Source organism: Bacillus salitolerans, assembly GCF_042680805.1.
GTDB classification, from domain to species: domain Bacteria; phylum Bacillota; class Bacilli; order Bacillales; family SA4; genus Bacillus_CJ; species Bacillus_CJ salitolerans.
In genome coordinates this window covers 212,998-233,954 of sequence record NZ_JBHUEM010000055.1, presented here as the reverse complement: position 1 = coordinate 233,954, position 20,957 = coordinate 212,998, and the positions used below count along the sequence as shown (strand labels likewise).

Sequence of the window (20,957 nt, the reverse complement as noted above, 5' to 3'; positions counted from 1 at the left end):
TCACTGTATCATGATTTTTTGTTGGTCATGTTGATATTTTTGTATGGACTTCACTGATATACCGTCTTCTTTTTCTAATTCAAGAAATACGTTAAATGTATCTAAGCTTGTAAAACATGGAACTTGGAATCGTGTAGATAGCTCTCGAATAAAGAACCCTAGCTTTTGATTGTTTCTTCCTTGTGTAGGTATATTCAAAACCGCTCCGACTTCACCATTTTTCCAAAGCTTCTCTAACGTCCTTTCGTCTTTTTCCACGGTAGTTGCTTCTATCCCATATCTTTTTAAAAAGCTTACAGTTCCACTTGTTCCAATTAAGTTATAAGACATTTGCGTGAGCTTCTTCAAGACTTCTAAACTTTCATGCTTCATCGCATCGGAGATTGAACAAAAGATAGACTTCTCTTGATCGAGTGATTCATAAGGTAATGCTTTTTGCAGTGCCTGTTTTGGAGTAATTCCTAGTCCTAATACTTCCCCAGTCGATTTCATTTCAGGTCCAAGTATGTGGTCTACGCCTTTTAGTTTACTGGCAGAAAAGATAGGTACTTTGACCGCGTAGTAAGTAGGTTCCTTTAATAGTCCTGTTTCTTTTGCCAGTTCACAAAGTGGTACGCCAAGCTGGGCGTACGTAGCCCATTCAATCATCGGAATTCCGGTAACCTTGCTCATGATTGGCACCGTACGGGAAGTACGAGGATTCACCTCTAGTACGTAAACGGTTCCTTCTGAGATGACGAATTGTACATTCATCATTCCAACTACTGACATTGCTGTTGAAATTCGTGTTGCATAGTCCACTAATGTTTCTTTTGTTTGTACCGATAACGTTACCGGCGGGAAGATGGTCACACTATCACCAGAATGCACACCCGCTCGTTCTATATGCTCAAATATACCTGGTATCACGATATCCATGCCGTCACTAATCACATCAACCTCACACTCTAGTCCAGGAATATAGGCATCAACAAGAAGGGGCCAGATTCGATCATTTGGTGTTTCGGTTAAACGCTTGACATAATGGTCTAGTTCATCCTCTTTATGAAAAATATACATCGATTGACCGCCAATGACATAAGAAGGTCGAACTAACACTGGAAAACCTAGTTTACTAGCTGTTTCTTTTAGTTGCTCAGCGTGTGTAACGGTCTCACCTTTAATATGCGGAATTTGCAGGCGTGCTAACACGTCATAAAATTGTTTACGATCTTCTAGAGCATCAATTGATTCTACCGAAGTTCCAAGCACCTTTACCCCTTCTTCTTGAAGCGCATGCGCTAGATTAATAGCGGTTTGCCCACCAAATTGAATAAGGACGCCAAGTGGTTTTTCTTTGTCAATGACAGCAAGAACATCCTCTGTCGCTAACGGCTCAAAATAAAGCCTGTTTGCGATTGAATAATCCGTACTTACCGTTTCTGGATTGTTATTGATAACAATCGCTTCATAGCCCTTCTTTTTAACAGCAAGGGCGGCATGGACAGAACAATAATCAAACTCCACCCCTTGACCGATTCGAATCGGACCTGAACCAATGACAACTAGTTTAGGGGTATTGGATATTTCGACTTCATCCATTCCCTGCCACGTTGAATAGTAATACGGTGTCACCGCATCAAATTCAGCTGCACACGTATCAACTAGCTTATAGCTAGGCATTAACTTATATTCCTTCAGCTTCCCTCTTATTTCTTTTTCAGAAACATTGAAAATCGAAGCCAATCTAGCATTTCCAATATTTTTTCGCTTTGCTTGTTGTAGTAACGGGATAGGAAGCGAATGCAAGGAATAGGTTAATAGCTCCTTCTCTAAGTCAATGAGACCTAGAAGCTTCTCTAAAAACCATGCATCGATGCTCGTTTTTTCGTTTAACTCCTGAACCGTCATTCCGCGCCATAGCGCTTCAGCTAAGGTAAACAGTCGTATATCCGTTGGGGTGACTAACAGTTCATGTAATTCCGTATCACCGATAGACTGCAAGGAGGGAATTCTTAAACCATTTGCCTGCATTTCTAGTGATCGAATTGCTTTGTTTAATGCTCCTTCAAACGAGCGGTCAATCGCCATGACTTCTCCAGTTGCTTTCATTTGCGTCCCTAACGTTCGATCTGCTTCTGAAAACTTATCGAACGGAAATCTTGGAAGCTTCACGACGATATAGTCTAAGGCTGGTTCAAAAGAAGCAAAGGTTGAGCCTGTTATCGGGTTCACGATTTCATCTAGGTGATAGCCGATCGCACATTTTGCTGCGATCCTTGCAATCGGATAGCCTGTTGCTTTTGAGGCAAGTGCAGATGAACGACTCACACGCGGGTTGACCTCTATAATGTAGTATTGGTTGGACAGTGGATCCAACGCAAACTGAATGTTACAGCCCCCCACGATCTTTAATGCACGAATGACCTTTAGTGAAGCGTTTCTAAGCATTTGATATTGGACATCTGTTAGCGTTTGAGAGGGTGCTACAACGATTGAATCTCCTGTGTGAACGCCGACTGGATCCATGTTCTCCATATTGCAAACAATGATACACGTATCATTGTCATCTCTCATTACTTCGTACTCGACTTCCTTCCAGCCCTTAATACTCTTTTCAAGGAGTACTTGTTGAATCGGACTAGCTGCAAGTCCCGTTTTCAATACAACTTCTAGGTCCTCATCATTGTAGGCAAAGCCCCCGCCAGCCCCTCCTAGTGTATAGGCTGGACGAACGATGACAGGATAACCAATTTCTTTTACAAATTGAACTCCTTCTTCAAATGTGTGAATAATACTTGATTCTGGAATCGGTTCGCCTATTTCAAGCATGAGTTGACGAAACTTCTCCCGGTCCTCTCCCTGTTGAATCGAGTCGACGGAAGTCCCAAGAAGCTCCACTCCATATGTTTGCAGGATGTTCTGTTCAAAGAGTTGAACAGTAAGGTTTAAGCCTGTTTGTCCGCCTAACGTTCCAATGATTCCATCTGGTTGTTCCATTTTAATAACTTCCTCTAAAATAGGAACGGTTAATGGCTCCATATACACACTGTCTGCAATTTGAGTGTCCGTCATAATCGTGGCGGGGTTATTATTCACAAGTACAACCTTGATTCCTTCTTCCTTTAAGGCTAAACATGCTTGTGTACCTGCATAATCAAATTCCGCTGCTTGACCGATCACAATCGGACCTGATCCAATGACGAGTACTTTTTTCAATTCTTTACGTAACGGCATAATTGACACTTCCTACTGGTGATAATTGTCCAAGAAACTCGGTGAAAATATGAGCGGTATCACTTGGACCTGGGTGTGCTTCTGGATGAAATTGTACGGATTGAATACGATACTTTTTATGCTGTAGTCCTTCGATCGTTCGGTCATTCACATTTCGGTACGTCACGATAAATTCATTTAAATCAATACTGGAATCTGTTACGACGTAGCTATGATTTTGAGAGGTCATCTGCACTTTTCCTGTGAGCAGTTCTTTTACTGGATGATTCCCACCTCGATGACCATATGCTAGTTTCTCTGTTTTCGCACCGTAGGCGAGAGCAAGTAACTGATGACCTAAGCAGATCCCTAATGCCGGATAGTGCTGGCTGATTTTTTTAATTTCGGAAAAATAAGACTTTAACTCCATTGGATCCCCTGGTCCATTGCTGAATATGACTGCATCAGGCTTCAGCGCATGAACTTGTTCGTACGTATAATGATACGGGACAACGGTTACTTCACAACCCTCATGTACTAACGCATCAAGTATTGATTTTTTATAGCCATAATCGAGTAATACAACGTGTGGACCTGAATTTGAATAATGGACTGCTTCCTTTGTCGCAACCTCCTTCACCCAAAACGGATTCGAATAATGAAAGTCTGTTTGAGGAGAAAGGCTTGTGGAAACAATGCCTTTAATCGTCCCGTGCTTACGAATACATTTCACTAATGCACGTGTATCCACTCCTGTAAGACCAGCAATACCTGCCTGTTCTAACTGATTGGATAGACTATTGATGGCCAAATAGTGACTTGGCTTCTCACAAAGATCTCCGATGATTACACCTGCTAACTGAGGCTTCTTACTCTCATTATCAAATAAATTGATTCCGTAATTACCAATAAGAGGATAACAAAACGTTAAGATTTGACCTGCATAGGAAGGGTCTGTCATCATTTCCTGGTAGCCCGTCATACTTGTGTTGAATACAACCTCTCCTGTGCACCCCTTTTTATTTCCAATAAGATATCCCTCAAATGTTTCCCCTGTCTCAAGGATGAGGTATCCTTGCTCGTTCATTCCTGTTCCCTCCTACGTTAGAAGTCTAGTGAGCTTGTAAATATCATCTGTAAAGCATCTATGAGCTGATCGATTTCTTGTTTGCTTGTCGTTAATGGCGGCAGGATTCGAACTACATCAGGACCAGCTGTTAATAGAAGGATGTTATGCTCTCTAGCCTTTTCTATTATTTTCGCTGCTTTTTCTACTGCAACAATTCCTTGTAGCAAGCCCTTTCCACGAACCTCATCTATTTGTTGGAACGTGTCCTTTAGGGCATTTAATTTCAATTCTAAATAGGTACCTAGTAAACTAGCTTCTTGCACGGTGTTACTTGATACTAAATATTCCATCGTGGCAAGACCTGCAGAGGTCGCAAGTGGATTTCCACCAAATGTGCTTCCGTGACTCCCAGGATCAAACGCTTTTGCTGCCTTTTCATTTGCGATGATCGCCCCAATTGGAAAGCCTGATCCAAGTCCTTTTGCTAAGCTCATCACATCTGGTTCGATCCCATATTGCTCATAGGCAAACAATGAACCTGTTCGGCCCATTCCTGTTTGAATTTCATCTATCATCAGGAGAATGTCATGCTTCCTGCATAAATCAGCGATTTTGCTGATCCACGCTGGGTCTGCTGGCACCACTCCGCCTTCGCCTTGCACAAGTTCAAGCAGAACAGCACATGTTTTTTCTGATACAAGATCGGCAAGTGCCTCTGCATCATTAAACGGCAAATACCTAAATCCTGGTACAAGTGGGAAGAAGCCCGCTTGAATTTTTCCCTGTCCTGTGGCTGATATTGTGGCAAGTGTTCTTCCGTGGAAGGAGTGGGTAAACGTGACAACCTCATACTTATCCGTACCCTTTACTTTTTGGGCATATCTTCTCGCTAGCTTAATCGCCGCTTCGTTCGCTTCAGCCCCGCTGTTACAAAAGAACACATGATCACCAAAGCTATAGTCAACAAGCAGCTGTGCTAATTGTTCCTGAACCGGAATGTGATATAAATTTGAGCAATGCCATAACGACTGCAATTGTTCTTCCAGTTTCGCTTTTACAACATCTGGCACATGACCGAGGTTGCATGTAGCAATTCCTGACGTGAAATCTAAATATTGTTTTCCTGTTTCGTCCCAAACAAAGCTTCCTTTTCCCTTAACAATTGTGACCGGAAATCGGCTATACGTAGACATTAACGGTGAGGTTTGTAAATTAGTGGACATGTAAGCACTCCTCATCTAGCACAATTTTCGTGCCAATCTCATTTCCTTCTGTGAATCTTTTTAAGCTATTAGGCTCCATCCCATTTATTATTACGACCTCTGGAACTTGATGAACGAGACCATCGATGGCTGCCTTTACTTTCGGTACCATTCCACCTGATATCATGCCGCGATCGATTAGTTTCTCAACTTCCTTCTTTGTGAGTTTATTTAACGTGAATTTTTCCCCGTCAACTTCCGTGTAAATCCCGGGTATGTCACTGATCATGCACATGCTTCCACCAAGCGCTTTGGCCACCGCTGAAGCCGCGATATCTCCATTAATGTTATAGCGCTGTCCTTCTTCATCGATTCCGACTGGTGAAATCACAGGAATGAAGCCTGCGTCAATAATCGTTTCAATGATGTTTTTATTTACTTCAGCTACTTCACCGACAAAGCCTAGTTCGTGATGGTTAGTAGTCGGGATTGTTTTGAGAAGCGTTCCATCTACACCACTGATGCCAAACGCCTTTCCGCCATGTTTCAATAGCCTTCGAACGATTTGCTTATTGACCGTACCACTCAAAACCATTTCAACAACATCAAGCACTTCTTCGGTTGTAACGCGAAGCCCATCAACAAACTTTGTTTCAATCCCATTAGTTTTGAGTAAAGTCGAGATGAGAGGCCCCCCACCATGAACAATGATGGGCATCCATTCACCACTTACATGAAGATCCACAATATCTTCATAAAAGGAGGATGGCAGCTGTTCCATCACACTTCCACCACATTTAATGACTAAATATTTCATCCTCTCTCCCCTTTACGTACGGTAAGAAGCGTTTATTTTTACGTAGTCGTATGTGAGGTCACAGCCCCATGCGGTCGCTGCCACATCACCTTGATGTAAATCAACATACACATGAACATTTTCTTGCTGGAGATAAGCAGTCGCGCCCCTCTCATCAAATGGATAAGGCAATCCGTTTTTCACCACTTTGATTGGACCTAGGCTTACTTCTAGTCTGTTAGGATCAATAGACTGACCACTGTATCCAATGGCACAAACAATTCTGCCCCAGTTTGCGTCCGTTCCATAAATCGCTGTTTTGACTAGATTCGAAGAAATGATCGATTTACTAACAGCTCGAGCTGTCTCTAGATTCATAGCACCTTTTACGTGTACTTCGATTAATTTCGTTGCCCCTTCTCCATCTCTAGCAATCTGCTTCGCTAACGACTCACTCACCATTTTTAGTCCCTTTTTAAATAACTCCCAATCAGGATGGTTTTTTGTTAGAGAGTTGTTGCCTGCCTTACCATTTGCCATGACAAGAACCATGTCATTTGTACTTGTATCACCGTCTACTGTAATCATGTTAAAGGTATGATTCGTGATTTCTTTTAAAGCAAAGGAAAGATCTTCATAGTCAATTGCCGCATCGGTGGTTATGAACCCTAGCATTGTCGCCATATTAGGGTGAATCATCCCTGACCCCTTCGCCGCCCCAGCAATCGATACGATTTCCCCATCAATCTCTAATTGAACACAGCTATTTTTTACACCTGTATCCGTGGTTAAGATGGCCTGCTCGAATAGTGAGGAACCTTCGTATTCATCCGAAAGAATGTGCTCAATTCCGTCCTTGATTTTTTCCATTGGTAAAGGGACACCAATCACACCTGTTGAAGTGACCGCAACAAAATGATTCGGTATGTTCAGCTTTTCAGCAAACAGGCTCTGCATCGTATACGCATCCTTCATACCTTGCTCACCCGTGCAGGCGTTGGCATTTCCAGAGTTCACTAAAATGGCTTGAACCTTCTGTTCTTTTGCAATACTTTCCTGCGTAACCACAAGTGGTGGTGCTTGAAATAGATTCGTCGTATACACACCAGCTGTTACGGCTGGAACTTCCGAATAAATATAACCAAGATCTAAGCGTTTTTTCTTAATTCCGCAGTGTAAGCCTCCTGCTTTAAACCCTTTTGGCGAGGTCACATTCCCATCTGGTACATTCACAACTTCCTTTGCCTTTATCACCTGCATTGTTCTATCTCCTGTTCTATGGATAAAGTGGAATATTCAACAGTCCTGTGCGAACATCCCATCCATTCATTAAGTTTAAGTTTTGAATTGCCTGACCTGAAGCTCCCTTTATCAAGTTATCAATTACAGACACAATTGTTAGCTTTCCTGTTCGTTCATCGGCATGGAATCCGATGTCACAGAAGTTGCTACCGTATACTTCTTTCGTAGCAGGGACCGTTCCACTTGGCCTGATCCTGACGAAAGGATGGTCTTGATAATATTCCGTGTATGCTAGAGTAATGTCTTCGGTTGCCACCTGCTTCGTTAAATTTGTATAAATCGTACACATAATGCCCCTTGTCATTGGGACAAGATGTGTGGTGAATGTAATGCTTTTGGAAAAATGGCAGGCTGTTTGGAGTGTTTGTTCAATTTCGGGTATATGTTGATGGGCTCCTAGCTTATAAGCCTTTACATTTTCATTTACCTCACCATAATGGGTGGCAAGTGATAAACCTCTCCCTGCTCCAGATACCCCTGATTTAGCATCAATGATGATGTTGTCTTGATCGATGAATCCTAATTGAAGGGCTGGAATCAGGGCTAATAGAGTGGCAGTTGGATAGCAGCCTGGATTGGAAATAAACGTTGATCCCTTGATTTGTGCTTCGTTTATTTCACTGAGACCGTATACTGCCTTCTTTAGGTAGGTTTCTTCTGCTGCTTGATGCCGGTACCACTTTTCATAGGATTGTTGGGACCTCAAGCGAAAGTCACCGGATAAATCAATACACCTGATACCTTCGTCTAAAAATGCAGGGATCATCTCCTTACTAACTCCTGAAGGTGTCGCAAAAAATACAACCTGAATCTTTTGGCTAAGTTTTTTTATGTCTAATGCTTGTAATGGTGTATCAATTAGATTTGTGACGTGCGGATAGATCTCATGTAACTCCGTTCCTCCATTTGAATGAGAAACAATCGTATCTAAATGTGCATATGGATGATGATGCAATAACCGAATGAGCTCAATCGCACTATAACCGGTCCCACCAATAACAGCAGCCTTCAAATTCCTCAACTCCTAAAACCTTTAATAATGAATGATTATAAGTTATACGGTATTTTTATGCAATATAAAATATAAAAATACTAAAAAAAGTTTGTGAATAGTAGTGTTTGCTAAGGTTGAATTCTATAAATATTCAATTATATGTATACTGACTAACGTTTTTGTTCAGTTGGGCGAGTTAGGCCGCTGGGCTGGTTGGCCGGTATTTTAGTAGATTTGGCCGGTAAGGGGCTGACTTGGGCCGAAAAAAAGTATAATTAGTTTTTAGTTGTCAAAAATAGGGACCGCAAATCTATTGAATTTTCCCCAAAAATAAGCTACGTTTGAAGCAATACGTTAAAGAGATAAAGGGGTAAAATATATGCTAAATTGTAAAGATGAGGTACTGTTTTTAACGAAACAGCTTGTGAGTATAGAGAGTATCGTAAATACGAACGGTGAAAAGGAAATGGCTCAAGTGCTATATACGCTTCTTTCCTCGTTTCCTTATTTTGTGGAGAATTCGAGCCAGATTGTAATGAATCAAACCCAAAATGATGAACAAGAGCGGTATAACGTGCTTGCCTTTGTGAAGGGGACAAAAGGGACAAGTAATAAGACTGTGATTTTAATGGGACATATGGATACCGTCGGAATTGATGACTTTAATCAGCTAGCAGACAAAGCCGTGCATCCAGACGAATTACTTGAGGCGATTCGAAGAGAATCGTTACCAGACGTGATTAAAAAGCACGCAGATAGCGAGGATTGGATGTTTGGCCGTGGTGTATTAGATATGAAGAGCGGACTCGCCAGCCATATTTATCTATTAAAATATTATTCCGAGCACCCTGAGGAACTAGACGGAAATCTTGTGCTCGTAGCTGAATGTGATGAAGAGGATAGCTCACATGGAATCCTTTCTGCACTTAAGGATTTAAAAGCGTGGAAAGAAGAGCATCACTTTGATTATGTTAGTGCCATTAATGCAGACTTTGTTTCACCTCGTTATGAGGGAGATGAAAATCGTTACATCTATAAAGGAACCGTCGGAAAATTACTTCCTTCCTTTTTCATTACAGGAGCTGAAACTCATGTTGGTTCTTGCTTTGAAGGATTAGATCCAAACTTCCTTGCTGCCGAGCTTACAAGTCGAATTAACTATAACCCGGACCTAAGTAATGAAGCATATGGGGAAATTACGGTTCCGCCTGTTTCCTTAAAGCAAACAGATTTAAAGCCTTCATATACGGTCCAAACAGCTCTATCTGCGTATGTGTACTATAACTTCTTTATACACTCCTGGTCACCAAAGGAGGTTTTGGAGAAGTTAAAAACCGAGGCTCATGCGGCTTTTAAAAAGGCGCTTGCATTGTATAATCAACGCTACCGAAACTACTGTGAGATAAGTGGTGAACCGTATAAGGAGCACCCATGGAAGCCTAGAGTGTTTATATATGAGGAATTTGAGCAAATGCTCATTTCCACTCAGGGCACTCCATATATTGATCATATGAAAGAGTTTAAGGAGCAACTGCTTCTTGATTCTACATTAGATACCCGAATGTTTGCTGCAAGAGTGGTGGAAGAAGCGTGGAAATGGATGCCTGACAAGAGTCCAGCCATGATTCTATTCTACTCATCACTCTATTCCCCGCGCATTGAAATAAGCGGGAAAGATGACAAGGAAAAACAGTTATTAGATGCACTCGAGGTTGCCGTAAACGAAATTCAACCAACATACGATTATCCAATTGTGACAAGGAACTTTTTCCCTTACATTTCAGATATGAGCTTTGTAGCTCTAAGCGACGATGAACAAGGGATAAAGGCTGTTTCTGATAACAACCCTGGCTGGGGTACTAAGCATTACGTGAATTATCAAGATATCCGGGATATTAATGTACCCGTTATTAATATTGGTCCGTACGGGTTTGATGCTCATAAAAAATATGAGCGAATGGAAATTACGTATTCTACTGAAGTCGTTCCTAACCTTACGAACCTTGTGATAAAGAATTTGTTACAGTAAGTACTCAATTTCGATAAACTAAGTAAACGGCGATAACAGGAGGCGACTTGTCCTGTTGTTTTCGCCGTTTACTAGTTAAAATCCTTATTTTAAGATCATTTACTCCCCTTCCATTTTCACTTAGGAAACATGATATAGTCTATTTAGCTACAAAGTTACTTAAGTATTCAAATTGAAACCATTTCTTCACCTAGCCGTACATACTATTAGTTCAATAAAAAGGAAGGATGTATATGACGGTATTAGTGATGCTTCCTGCGTTTATTCCTGTCCTACTCGGTTTAGCAGGGTATTTTATAAGTAAAAAAATACAGGTGGGTTTGCTTGTGTCAATCGTTAGTGGTATACCCGTTTTCTTAACTTATGACCACTTAAAATCCATTTGGACATTATTACTAGCACTATTACTAATGTGGATGGTCATCTGTTTGTTTATGAACTTTAAGGCAAGAAAATAATCGCAATTTGATGAATTAGTAAGTTCACCAAACAAATAGTCTAACCAGGTAAAGGGATGTTTATTAAGGGATAGGACTTCATCTTCATCACTAAGACCCGTCATTGTTACTTCCAACATTCCAATACACTATTACGTCATTTCATTTGTAATACTTTCATGAAGATCCAATGAATAATGAATCTATTTATCTTCAAGTTCGTATAAATACCTAGATACTACTATACCTCAGTCATAGCCAAATTTAGATTTTGCTTAACAGTTCACACAATACCATCTAAATGATATGGTATTGGATTTGAATTGAATACAATAATGGAGGAGATTTTATGAAAGCGATCGTTTATCAAAAGTATGGTTCACCTGAAGTCCTAAAATTAAAAGAGATTGAAAAGCCTGTACCTTCAGAAAATCAAGTGTTGGTAAAGGTTCATGCTGCATCGTTAAACTTTGGAAACGTAGTTCTTTTGAAAGGTGAACCTTTCTTAGCTCGCTTCGCTTTCGGACTCCTAAAACCAAAATACTCCATTCCTGGAGGGGATATCGCTGGACGGATTGAAGCTATTGGCAAGAATGTTAAACAGTTTCAAGTCGGTAATGAGGTGTTTGGTGACCTTTCTATTTGTGGCTGGGGAGGATTTGCTGAATACGTAGCTGTCCCTGAAGAAGCTCTAGTCCTAAAACCATCCAGTATTTCTTTCGAGGAAGCAGCTGCTACGCCAATGGCGGCTGTTACTGCCTTACAGGGTATACGAGATAAAGGTAAGATTCAGCCTGGACACAAGGTATTAATTTACGGGGCTTCTGGTGGTGTTGGTACGTTCGCGGTACAAATTGCAAAATCATTCGGAGCTGAAGTAACAGGGGTGTGTAGCACAAGAAATGTAAACATCGTGAAATCAATTGGAGCAGATCATGTCATTGACTATACAAAGGAGGATTTTACTCTTAAAGCTGAGCATTATGATCTTATTCTCGGCGTGAATGGATCTCGCCCCCTTTCAGTTTACAAGCGTGCATTAAAACCAAATGGCACATTTATTCACGTTGGGGGATCTGGATCACAACTGTTTCAAACGTTAGCTTTCGGCCCTATTATTTCAATGAGTGGAACAAAAAAAATGAGTAGCCTGTTGCAAAGAGCAAACCGAAAGGATTTACATGATATAAGTGATCTACTTGACTCTGGAAAAATAAAACCAATCATTGATAGACGGTATAAATTAAGTGATATAAAAGAAGCCTTTAATTATTTTGGAGAAGGGCATGCCCAAGGAAAAGTGGTCATTACGGTTTAATTGGTTTGATATTAAACCTTCAAATAGAACAAAGAAAAAACAGGCTGCGATCCTTCTCAGTCTGTTTTTTGAGGACATTATTGCTATCGCATTAGATAGAGAAGATTTATTATGGATAGTTTTTCCAGATAACCCCTCTTCGTTCATATTCCATTCGACTTTCGACAGCTGCTGCAATATTTGCCCCTGCGAATCTTTCAATGATCCATAATGCAAGATCAACACCAGCTGTTACTCCTCTAGAGGTTATTACATCTCCACTATCCACAATTCGGTTACTAATCAATTCTACGTCATATCCCCTTAACTCTTCTTTTGCCAGATAGTGCATACTTGCTGTTTTCCCTTTCAAAATACCAGAAGAAGCCATTAACATGCCACCTGTACAAACCCCGGCTACAATTGTCCCCTTTGAATGAAGGTCATAGATTAATTGAGGCAAGTTCCCCTTCTCTGCTTCTTTTCTTGCTCCAACATCTGATCTGTGGTTCCATCCTCCACCAGGAATGATAAGTAAGTCAGGTCTATTCTCTACTCGCAAAATATCATTCGCTTTTACGATTAACCCAAAGGATGAAATAATGTCAGTCTTTTCTTCATATGAAACTACTTCAACGTCAAAACTAGCACCACATTCATTTGCTCGTTTTAGAACCTCAAAAGGTGCTAGGGCGACTAACTCTCCAAAACCATCAAATAATACAATTTGTATGTTCAACTTGGTATCCCTCCTTACTCTTCCATAATGATAGTTATTTTTTTCTGAATCAATTTCTACTCACAGTTCTAAAATTATAATAACTTACTAGAAGCGATCATAAAAGTTGAATAAATTTATCATATTCTATAAGTAATTCTTATATTGACTCACTAATTTTTATAAAAGCCATTGCTGTTTATCTTATGCTAATTACACTCTTTAGCAGCAACATTACCGATACATTTACTTACCACTCATAAAAAAATTCTCTGCATGGATTTTACCTCGAACTGCAAAAATCTAAGAATGAGATAAAACCATTGGGGAAAATTAAGTAGGAAATGCTCACAGCTTATTGAAAGGATTATCAGATGAAATTCTTAATTTTCTCATGCATTTTGTTTATTATGGTTGCTTATTGGATTCCTAAAAATCTTTCTAAACCTGAAATTTACGCGATTTCAAACTTTTCAATTTTATTAGGATTTGTAACAGATATTACGTTTGACCTTAAATATAATTGGTATGGCTATTTTACTTCAGGCGTCCAATTTGCGGGGTTTCTACCTATTCTAATACTCTTTCCAACATCAGGTGTTATCTTTATGAACTTCTATCCAAGTAATCAATCACTAAAAAATAAATTACTCTATATTTTTTTCTGGACTATTTTCTGTTTGATTTTTGAATTTCTTTCTATACTGTCAGGGTATTTTTATCACAATGAGTGGAGATATTGGTACTCGGCTATTACATATCCATTTCTATTTCTTCTGCATTTATTGCATCTTACATTTTTCAGAACGTTGAACAAATAAAGTGAAACTTCAATCAGTGGGGGTGTTCCTCATCCCCAACTGATTGTTAGCCCCGGCCCACACTGTGGGTCACACTGACATTGCCACAGAAGGTGGCGACTTTAGTCTTGTTCCTATACAGGGTTATTACTGGCGCTTATCCGCCAGTTGGAACCGGATAAAAATCATGGAATTCAGTGCCTTGAGAGGAGGCTCTTTACTGCTAATGAGCCCAACTCATAATCGAGAGGAATTGTTCGTTTCTTTGGTAATTGATGTGTTCAGATTCAATGGCCATTACTGGCATACCAGAATCAAGGCAATACTACATTAAGGCATTAAGATCATCATTTAGTTCCATTTCATCTACTACAACTTTCTCTAAAAGCCACGATAGAAAGTTTGTGTAAACCAGCTTTTGGAAGAACAAAAGGCTTAGTGCGCCCCGTTTAGCCTAAGGCAAAGCAAATGTTCTGTCATGAAAAAATAAGGTGGTTTTCCCTTTTAGTCATAACAGGTTATTTGACCTCGAGTGGCTGGGAGCTGGATTCCAAGTTACTAGCCCATTCTCTTGCTGAAACCTTTCTTAATAATTGAAAAAAGCCTAAATCAAATATGATTTAGGCCCAGATTATCGTACTTTCTATTCTAGGATAGGTGGAGTATCCACCATTTCCTTCCGTTTCTTTTTCTCTGCATACATGTTCGAATCCGCTTCTACAAACAAGGAGCTCATGTTTCCTAATGAATGTTCTGCATGAGCATAGCCTATCGATGCTTTAATGTTGATTGTTGTGCTTTTCTCATTAAACACTGTTAGTTCCTGATGGATTTTTTTTATGAATGCTTGCACGTAGCTTTCTGGCTGATCCTCTATTAAAATAGCAAACTCATCTCCGCCAATTCTAGAAACAAAGACATGCTCATCGGAAAATTGATCTAATATTCTCGCTGTCTCTTTTATCAGGATATCCCCAGTCTTATGGCCATATTGATCATTAAATACCTTTAATTCATCTAAATCACATAGGATGATACTAGACGGAACATCCCGCTGTTTGTTTAGTCTTTCCATTTGCTGGTCAAAATAACTTCTATTGTAAATACCTGTCAAAGTATCATGTGATATTCTAAACTCCAGATCTTTTTGAAGTTTAATTTTGTCGTCAATATTTCGGATAATACCTTGGATAGCCACAAACTCACCATTTTTATAAATTGGTGTAGCGTACTCTTCGAAATATATATATTCCCCTTCTTTATTTCTCCATCTTTGGATAATGGGCTTGCTGTAGTCGGCATGGCCATATATTTTATTAGATACAATTTCATAATCATCTGGATGAACAAGATCAAAGGGAATATTAGGATTCATCAAGCTTTCCCCGACTATCCCCTCCCCTAACACCTTATCTATAGAGGGACTTATATATTTAAATTTCCGTTCGGGCTTTACTTGATAATAATAGATAATATCTCTAGAACTCTCTACTAAATTATAAATTCTCTTCTCATTTTCCTTTCGTTCCTTGACCCTCATCCTTACGATTTGTTTATACGTTTTTATGCTGAGGATCCCAACAAACAAACCTACTAAAAAACTAATGAATTCCATCGTCATCCTCCATTATCTTTTCTGATGACTGCATGAACAAAGAGCGAGAACATAGAACAAAAGGCTCAGGGCGCCCCGTATAGCCTCAGGCAGAGCAAATGTTCTGTCATGAAAAAAAAGGGTGGTTTTCCCTTGTATTCATGACAGGTTATTTGACCAAGGAAAAAGTGATACTTCTTTTTCCCTCGAGTAAGATGAAACGGCAAAGATCGTCGCCAATTCATCTTGGCTGGGTGCTGGAGCTAGATTAGCCGAAACATTGTTGTATAAACTAAACACCAGAAACTTATTTTACTTTAATACAGGAATGCTAGAATAAAAAATAGACTAACCGATTACCGATTAGTCTATTCAAATAGACGAATAGTTCATTCTATCGGTAACTGGCTGGCATAATCAAACCGATGTTAGCCCCTTTAGCTTTGCGTCTCCACCTTTCGATGGGTTTGCCTTTTATCAAAATATTCAGTACTTCAATGCTAGTATATAGGTCTACAATCCTAAAGTCAATGTAAACGCTAGTATAATCACCGGAATATAGGTAGGGAATATGGACTATATACGTTTATTGTTACCAAATTAACAACGAAAGAATAGTTGATACAACCAACCCCGCCATTACAGGCCAGAAATTTTTCCGAACAAGATCCATAACTGGTACTCCGCATAATCCAGCTACTGCCACAAGTGATGACCAAGCGATTAAAGTTCCTCCACCTGTCCAGATTGATCCCATTTGACCGATTGCAGCAAGGGTAGATGGATCGATGGAATTGGAGGCAAGCGCTCCAGAAAGTGCACCAGTTAGAGGTAAACCAGAAAATCCTGAGCCATCGAGACCCGTAATAATTCCAATGATCAAAATTCCAAATGCTGAAAGAACCATGTTTTCTGGTATGACCGTTTGACCTGCTTGAACTAAATCGAATAGGAAGGCAGGTGGTGTAGCTTCACCGAGTGATAGGATGCTTCCAGAAAAATCACCACTTCCTAAGAAGAAAAACCCAGCAATCGGAATTACCGGTCCCATCGCTTTAAAAGCAAACACAAAGCCTGATGTAATGTGCTCACTAATCCGATCTAACGCTTGAACTTTACCGTACGTTACAGTAGCTAGGCTAAGGAGTAGCACGGCCACTCCACCGATGAAGGCCGCACCATCTCCCCCTTCGAATCCTCCCATTCTTCCTCCGCTCACCTTTGTTGAAATCATATAGATCATGACCCCAAGCATTGAAAGCGGTACCAATACAGCAAACACCTTGCTCCACACGGTTTGTTTCGCTTCGTCTTGCTTGGATTCATCCGATGATCCTTGAAGCGTCTTCAGCTCCGTTTCGATTACGGGATCCGTCGATTTCCTCATTTGTTTCCTTACACCTAAATAACCTAACAGGATAGCTGTTCCACCAGATATAAGAGATAGGATTAACGCTTTGTCAGCTACTAATGCTGTATCAATCCCAGCTGCTTTTGCACTCAAGCTTGGCGCAATTTGCATGACGTAATCCGATGAAAGAGCCATCCCTTGACCGGCAAGAGCAACAGCCATTGCCGCTCCCATTAGCGGTAACCCAGCTCTAACTGCTGCTGGTACTAACAGCGCACATATGAGTGGAACAGCAGGTGTCGGCCAGAAAAATAATGAAATCACAAATGTGACGGCTATCAAGACAATATAAGCAATATGCCCATTAGTCATGACCTTTTGGATAGGGGCAATCATTTGATGGTCAGCACCTAAATCCTTTAATGAATGAAGAAGGGCCACCATAAACGTAATAATTAAAAAGATACTAAACAATTCTTTTGCCGCAGTTAAATTGGCATTAAACACAGAGGTGAACCCGCTGATGACACTTCCTTGGTACACCCATGCGACAAGAAACGTTCCGACTAAAGTAGGCAAGACGACACCTTTCCGAAAAATCATTGTTAAAATGACGCCTAGCGTAACCAACCCGTACAACCAATGAGCTGCTGTTAACTCCATACATTTCCTCCTTTCCTGAGAGTAACTCTCAAGGTTGGAATTATCATATGAACAACAGCCTATATTGGTTCCAGGTACCACCCGGGTTTTGTCGAATTCGACAGGTGACAGTCACTTGTCAGGTTTTGTCGAATTCGACAGGTGACAGTCACTTGTCAGGTTTTGTCGATACTTTCTTAATAATCTAAAAAAACACCACTTCAACTAAGTGGTGTTAACAATACTTCGGAAAGACATTCTTCTCCAACTCATCTGATGGTAATGGCTTACTAAAATAATACCCTTGTACTTCTTTACAATCCATCTCTTTCAGCCTAAAAAGCTGCTCACACGTTTCGACTCCTTCTGCGACAACATTAAGGCCGAGTGCTTTCGCAAGATTTATGATGGCCGATACAATTTTCAAATTTCCAATGTCATCCAAAAGATTAAATAAAAATGAACGATCTATCTTAATGGTATCCACTTGAAACTTCTTAATGAACATTAAAGAAGAGTAGCCAGTTCCAAAATCGTCAATCGCAATTTGTAAGCCTATTTCCTTCAATTTACTAATATTTTCCTGAAGCCCCACATCTTGATCAATTACAGCTGATTCGGTTATTTCTATTTCCACTTGATTTGGATTTACATTATACTTATCGATAATGTGTTTTACTCTTTCATGCAAATCGATTTGCAAAAATTGGAGGGGTGAAAAATTCACCGACACGGACAAGGAAGTGTACCCTTGTTGATGCCATTTTACAAGCTGCTTACAAGCGCTGTCTAACACCCACTCACCTAATTGGACAATCCACCCTGATTCTTCTGCTACTGGAATAAACTCGATTGGTGAAATTGGACCAAGCTTTGGGTGATTCCAACGGACCAATGCCTCAACCCCTACCATTTTTTCACTATCTGTACTAATACGCGGTTGATAATGTACCGTGAGTTCATTGTTTATGAGAGCATTTCGTAAATCATTTTGAATAAAAAAGGTTCGTTCATTACTCTTTTGAATATCCTCATCAAATATTCGGTACGTATTTTTCCCCGAATGTTTAGCTCGATACATGGCCATATCTGCATGTTTTAACAGTGTATCTGAATCCTTCGCTCCATTTGGGAAATACGAAATACCAATACTTGTCGTAATATAAAATTGATACTGATCTACTTTGAACGGCTGGTTAAACATTTGAATAATATTACCTGCCATAACCTCAACATCATCTATATTTACTAAATTTCGTAAGACAATGGCAAACTCATCACCACCTAGTCTGGCTGCTTTTCCTTTATCACCTACTAGGTCTCTTAACATCCCCGATATTTTTTGTAATAGTTTATCTCCTACTTCATGTCCCAGGCTATCATTTACGTATTTAAAATTGTCTAAATCAAGGTACAAGAGAGAAAAACACGAATCAGTTTTCATAGATGCTTGTATTTCTTCAATAAGTAATTGGTTTAAACCTCGTTTATTCAGGAGCATAGTTAAATCATCATGATACGCTAATTGCCTCACCTGTTCGAAGTATTCTTTTTGTTTCGTGATGTCTCTTATATTGACCACAATCCCACTTACATTTGGATCATGTAGAAGATTTGTTGATACTTGCTCACAGTGTAGCCATTTTCCACTTTTATGCTGTATCATAAGCTCTGCTCGAATTGGTCTTCCTGGATGTTTTAATGCTTTCTTTAGGATTTCCTCAGCTCGTCCTCTTTCGTCAGGATGATTGTAGGTAAAACCATTTTTCCCTAATAATTCTTCTGGTTCATGACCAAATATTTGTTTACTGGAAGGGCTTTGATATTGAATAACTCCTTTTTCGTCTACAATACTAATCACATCACTAGCGTGCTGAACCATTGAACGAAACTTCTCCTCACTCCTCTTTAGCTCAAGTTCCGTCTTTCGTTTTTTCGTTATATCCTGGATGGTACCAATCATAAAAATGGCCTGTCCATCCTCATAAATCACCTCCGCTTGTTGGCGAACGAATTTCTCTTTTCCATCAGCTAGAATAATTCGGTGTTCAACCAAAAAAGGTAATTTCTGATTCAAAGCAGCTTCGCTTTCTCGATGTACGTATTCTCTTTCTTCAGGAGGAATAAAGTTTAATAATGCATCGTAGCTTGGTGTAAATTCTTCTGATGTCACCCCAAAAATTCGATATGTTTCATCCGACCAACATAATTTCTTCTCAAGTAAGTTAAACTCCCAGCTTCCTAATTTAGCAATTCGTTGTGCTTCTGCTAGTAGTTGTTCACTCTTTCGAAGCTGCTCTTCTTTTTCTTTACGTGCCGTGATATCTACTCCAACAGTTAGCACAGCCGTTTGTCCTTTATAGTGAATTTCTCTAGCTCGTGCTTCAATATAAAAATCCTTTCCTTCATTTCTAATGATTCTATATTCTCGAAAGGAATTATCAGTATCATCCATGAAGGATTTCATCCTTGTTTCATATAGTTCTTGACTGTCAGTATGGATGAAATCTGTAATAAAATGATCGTTTAACTCATCTTGACTATTTAAACCAACTATCTTTACCGCTGCTGGGTTTGCATATAAAATTTTTTGATCTCTATGAATAATAATAATACTAGGTGACAATTCTACGACGCTTCGAAATCGTTTTTCATTTACTGATAAAATCCTCTCCATATTTTTTAGCTCTGTTATATCTATGGAGCTCCCCAGTACCTCTGTTACCTCATTTTCTCTAAATATCGGTGTTAACCTTGTAATATATGAAATCCCGTTAAACGTTCCTTCATAAAATAGATCCTCTTCTCCGCTCCATGCCCGTTCATATATATTTTTGATTTGTAAGGTTTCTTCTGAATAACCAAATACTTCTTCTACTGTTTTATGAAGTACATCGCCAGAGCTACTTCCCATTTTCGATAGTAATTGTCCATCAGCTAATGTATAAATGAATTCATCCTTTATTTTCTTGAATTTAAAAATGAACCCTAGGTGCTTATGAACGATATCCTTCAATTCTTTCTGTGAATTGAGAAGCTGTTTCTCTAATCTTTTCATTTCTGTAATATCTTTTGCTATACCGAATACCCCCGTTACCTTACGATCGATAACAATGGGAATATTCATAATGCTTAAGTCAATCACCCTTCCACTCTTATCGTGAATCGAGCATTCATAACTCTCCGTTTCACCGAGTAAGACACGATCAAAGCTAGACTTCACTTTTTCTCTCTCGTTTGATGCTATTAGTGGAAGGTAGGATCTCCCAATTAATTCTTCGGCAGAATAACCTGATAGTTTTTCACATGCTGGATTAACATCCAAAAAGTTTCCAGACACATCAAACGTAAAAATGGCATCTGGGTGATTTTCATAGAGCGATTTGTAGTGCTGAACTGACTCTAATTTTCTACTCAAGTTTATCACCTCCTACCTTAAACAATTTCTTACTACTAGTTATTAGTATTATAACTACCCGTAACCGATATTATGTTAAACCTAACTCACTAATTGGTAATTATTGAAAAAAA

Annotated in this window: 14 protein-coding genes and 1 riboswitch; of the genes, 4 read left to right on the top strand and 10 right to left on the bottom strand. The window is 39.6% G+C overall.

The annotated features are described in order from the left end of the window. From carB to argC, 6 genes are read right to left on the bottom strand one after another with little or no spacing between them, the layout of a single operon-like run. Complete coding sequence (carB, locus tag ACFSCX_RS24465) at window positions 1-3,216, bottom strand: carbamoyl-phosphate synthase (glutamine-hydrolyzing) large subunit (protein ID WP_377930881.1); 3,216 nt, start codon at window positions 3,214-3,216, stop codon at window positions 1-3. Beyond that, complete coding sequence (locus ACFSCX_RS24460; protein WP_377930880.1) at window positions 3,203-4,282, bottom strand: carbamoyl phosphate synthase small subunit; 1,080 nt, start codon at window positions 4,280-4,282, stop codon at window positions 3,203-3,205. Before ACFSCX_RS24460 ends, carB begins: the two co-directional genes overlap by 14 nt. Window positions 4,283-4,299: 17 nt before the next feature. After that, window positions 4,300-5,487 (bottom strand): acetylornithine transaminase, encoded by a 1,188-nt coding sequence (locus tag ACFSCX_RS24455; protein ID WP_377930879.1) that lies wholly within the window; start codon window positions 5,485-5,487, stop codon window positions 4,300-4,302. Next, entirely contained in the window at window positions 5,477-6,283 is an 807-nt protein-coding gene (gene argB / locus ACFSCX_RS24450; protein ID WP_377930878.1) for an acetylglutamate kinase, read from the bottom strand. The genes ACFSCX_RS24455 and argB overlap by 11 nt, the downstream gene beginning before the upstream one ends. 12 nt (window positions 6,284-6,295) lie before the next feature. Continuing rightward, complete coding sequence (argJ, locus tag ACFSCX_RS24445) at window positions 6,296-7,522, bottom strand: bifunctional ornithine acetyltransferase/N-acetylglutamate synthase (RefSeq protein WP_377930877.1); 1,227 nt, start codon at window positions 7,520-7,522, stop codon at window positions 6,296-6,298. 16 nt (window positions 7,523-7,538) lie between these two features. Beyond that, window positions 7,539-8,576 carry an N-acetyl-gamma-glutamyl-phosphate reductase gene (gene argC, locus ACFSCX_RS24440; protein ID WP_377930876.1) on the bottom strand — a complete coding sequence of 346 codons (1,038 nt, stop codon included), beginning with the start codon at window positions 8,574-8,576 and terminating at the stop codon, window positions 7,539-7,541. Window positions 8,577-8,937: 361 nt separating this feature from the next. On the opposite strand from argC, the gene ACFSCX_RS24435 reads away from it, so the two are divergent. From ACFSCX_RS24435 to ACFSCX_RS24425, 3 genes are all read left to right on the top strand, one after another. Next, a complete protein-coding gene (locus tag ACFSCX_RS24435; RefSeq protein WP_377930875.1) occupies window positions 8,938-10,587 on the top strand; it encodes a M20/M25/M40 family metallo-hydrolase in 1,650 nt (549 codons plus the stop codon). 233 nt (window positions 10,588-10,820) lie between these two features. After that, the gene (locus ACFSCX_RS24430) at window positions 10,821-11,045 is read left to right on the top strand and encodes a hypothetical protein (protein WP_377930874.1); all 225 of its coding nucleotides are present in this window, start codon (window positions 10,821-10,823) and stop codon (window positions 11,043-11,045) included. 328 nt (window positions 11,046-11,373) lie between these two features. Next, entirely contained in the window at window positions 11,374-12,342 is a 969-nt protein-coding gene (locus tag ACFSCX_RS24425; RefSeq protein ID WP_377930873.1) for an NAD(P)-dependent alcohol dehydrogenase, read from the top strand. 109 nt (window positions 12,343-12,451) lie between these two features. Here ACFSCX_RS24425 and ACFSCX_RS24420 read toward each other — a convergent pair whose 3' ends face one another. Continuing rightward, a complete protein-coding gene (locus tag ACFSCX_RS24420) occupies window positions 12,452-13,060 on the bottom strand; it encodes a DJ-1/PfpI family protein (RefSeq protein WP_377930872.1) in 609 nt (202 codons plus the stop codon). A gap of 353 nt (window positions 13,061-13,413) precedes the next feature. Between ACFSCX_RS24420 and ACFSCX_RS24415 the strand changes: the two genes are divergently transcribed. Beyond that, window positions 13,414-13,860: a CBO0543 family protein gene (locus ACFSCX_RS24415; RefSeq protein WP_377930871.1), complete on the top strand. Its 447-nt coding sequence runs from the start codon at window positions 13,414-13,416 to the stop codon at window positions 13,858-13,860. A 622-nt stretch (window positions 13,861-14,482) separates the two neighbouring features. Here ACFSCX_RS24415 and ACFSCX_RS24410 read toward each other — a convergent pair. The 3 genes from ACFSCX_RS24410 to ACFSCX_RS24400 all read right to left on the bottom strand — a co-directional run bounded on the left by ACFSCX_RS24410 (window position 14,483) and on the right by ACFSCX_RS24400 (window position 20,844). Then, window positions 14,483-15,454: a sensor domain-containing diguanylate cyclase gene (locus ACFSCX_RS24410; protein ID WP_377930870.1), complete on the bottom strand. Its 972-nt coding sequence runs from the start codon at window positions 15,452-15,454 to the stop codon at window positions 14,483-14,485. Between the two features lie 375 nt (window positions 15,455-15,829). Beyond that, window positions 15,830-15,915: riboswitch (cyclic di-GMP riboswitch) on the bottom strand. Between the two features lie 110 nt (window positions 15,916-16,025). Beyond that, window positions 16,026-17,447, bottom strand: coding sequence for a hypothetical protein (locus ACFSCX_RS24405; RefSeq protein WP_377930869.1), 1,422 nt, complete (start codon window positions 17,445-17,447; stop codon window positions 16,026-16,028). A 214-nt stretch (window positions 17,448-17,661) separates the two neighbouring features. Continuing rightward, window positions 17,662-20,844 carry a sensor domain-containing protein gene (locus ACFSCX_RS24400; RefSeq protein WP_377930868.1) on the bottom strand — a complete coding sequence of 1,061 codons (3,183 nt, stop codon included), beginning with the start codon at window positions 20,842-20,844 and terminating at the stop codon, window positions 17,662-17,664. Window positions 20,845-20,957 lie beyond the last annotated feature (113 nt).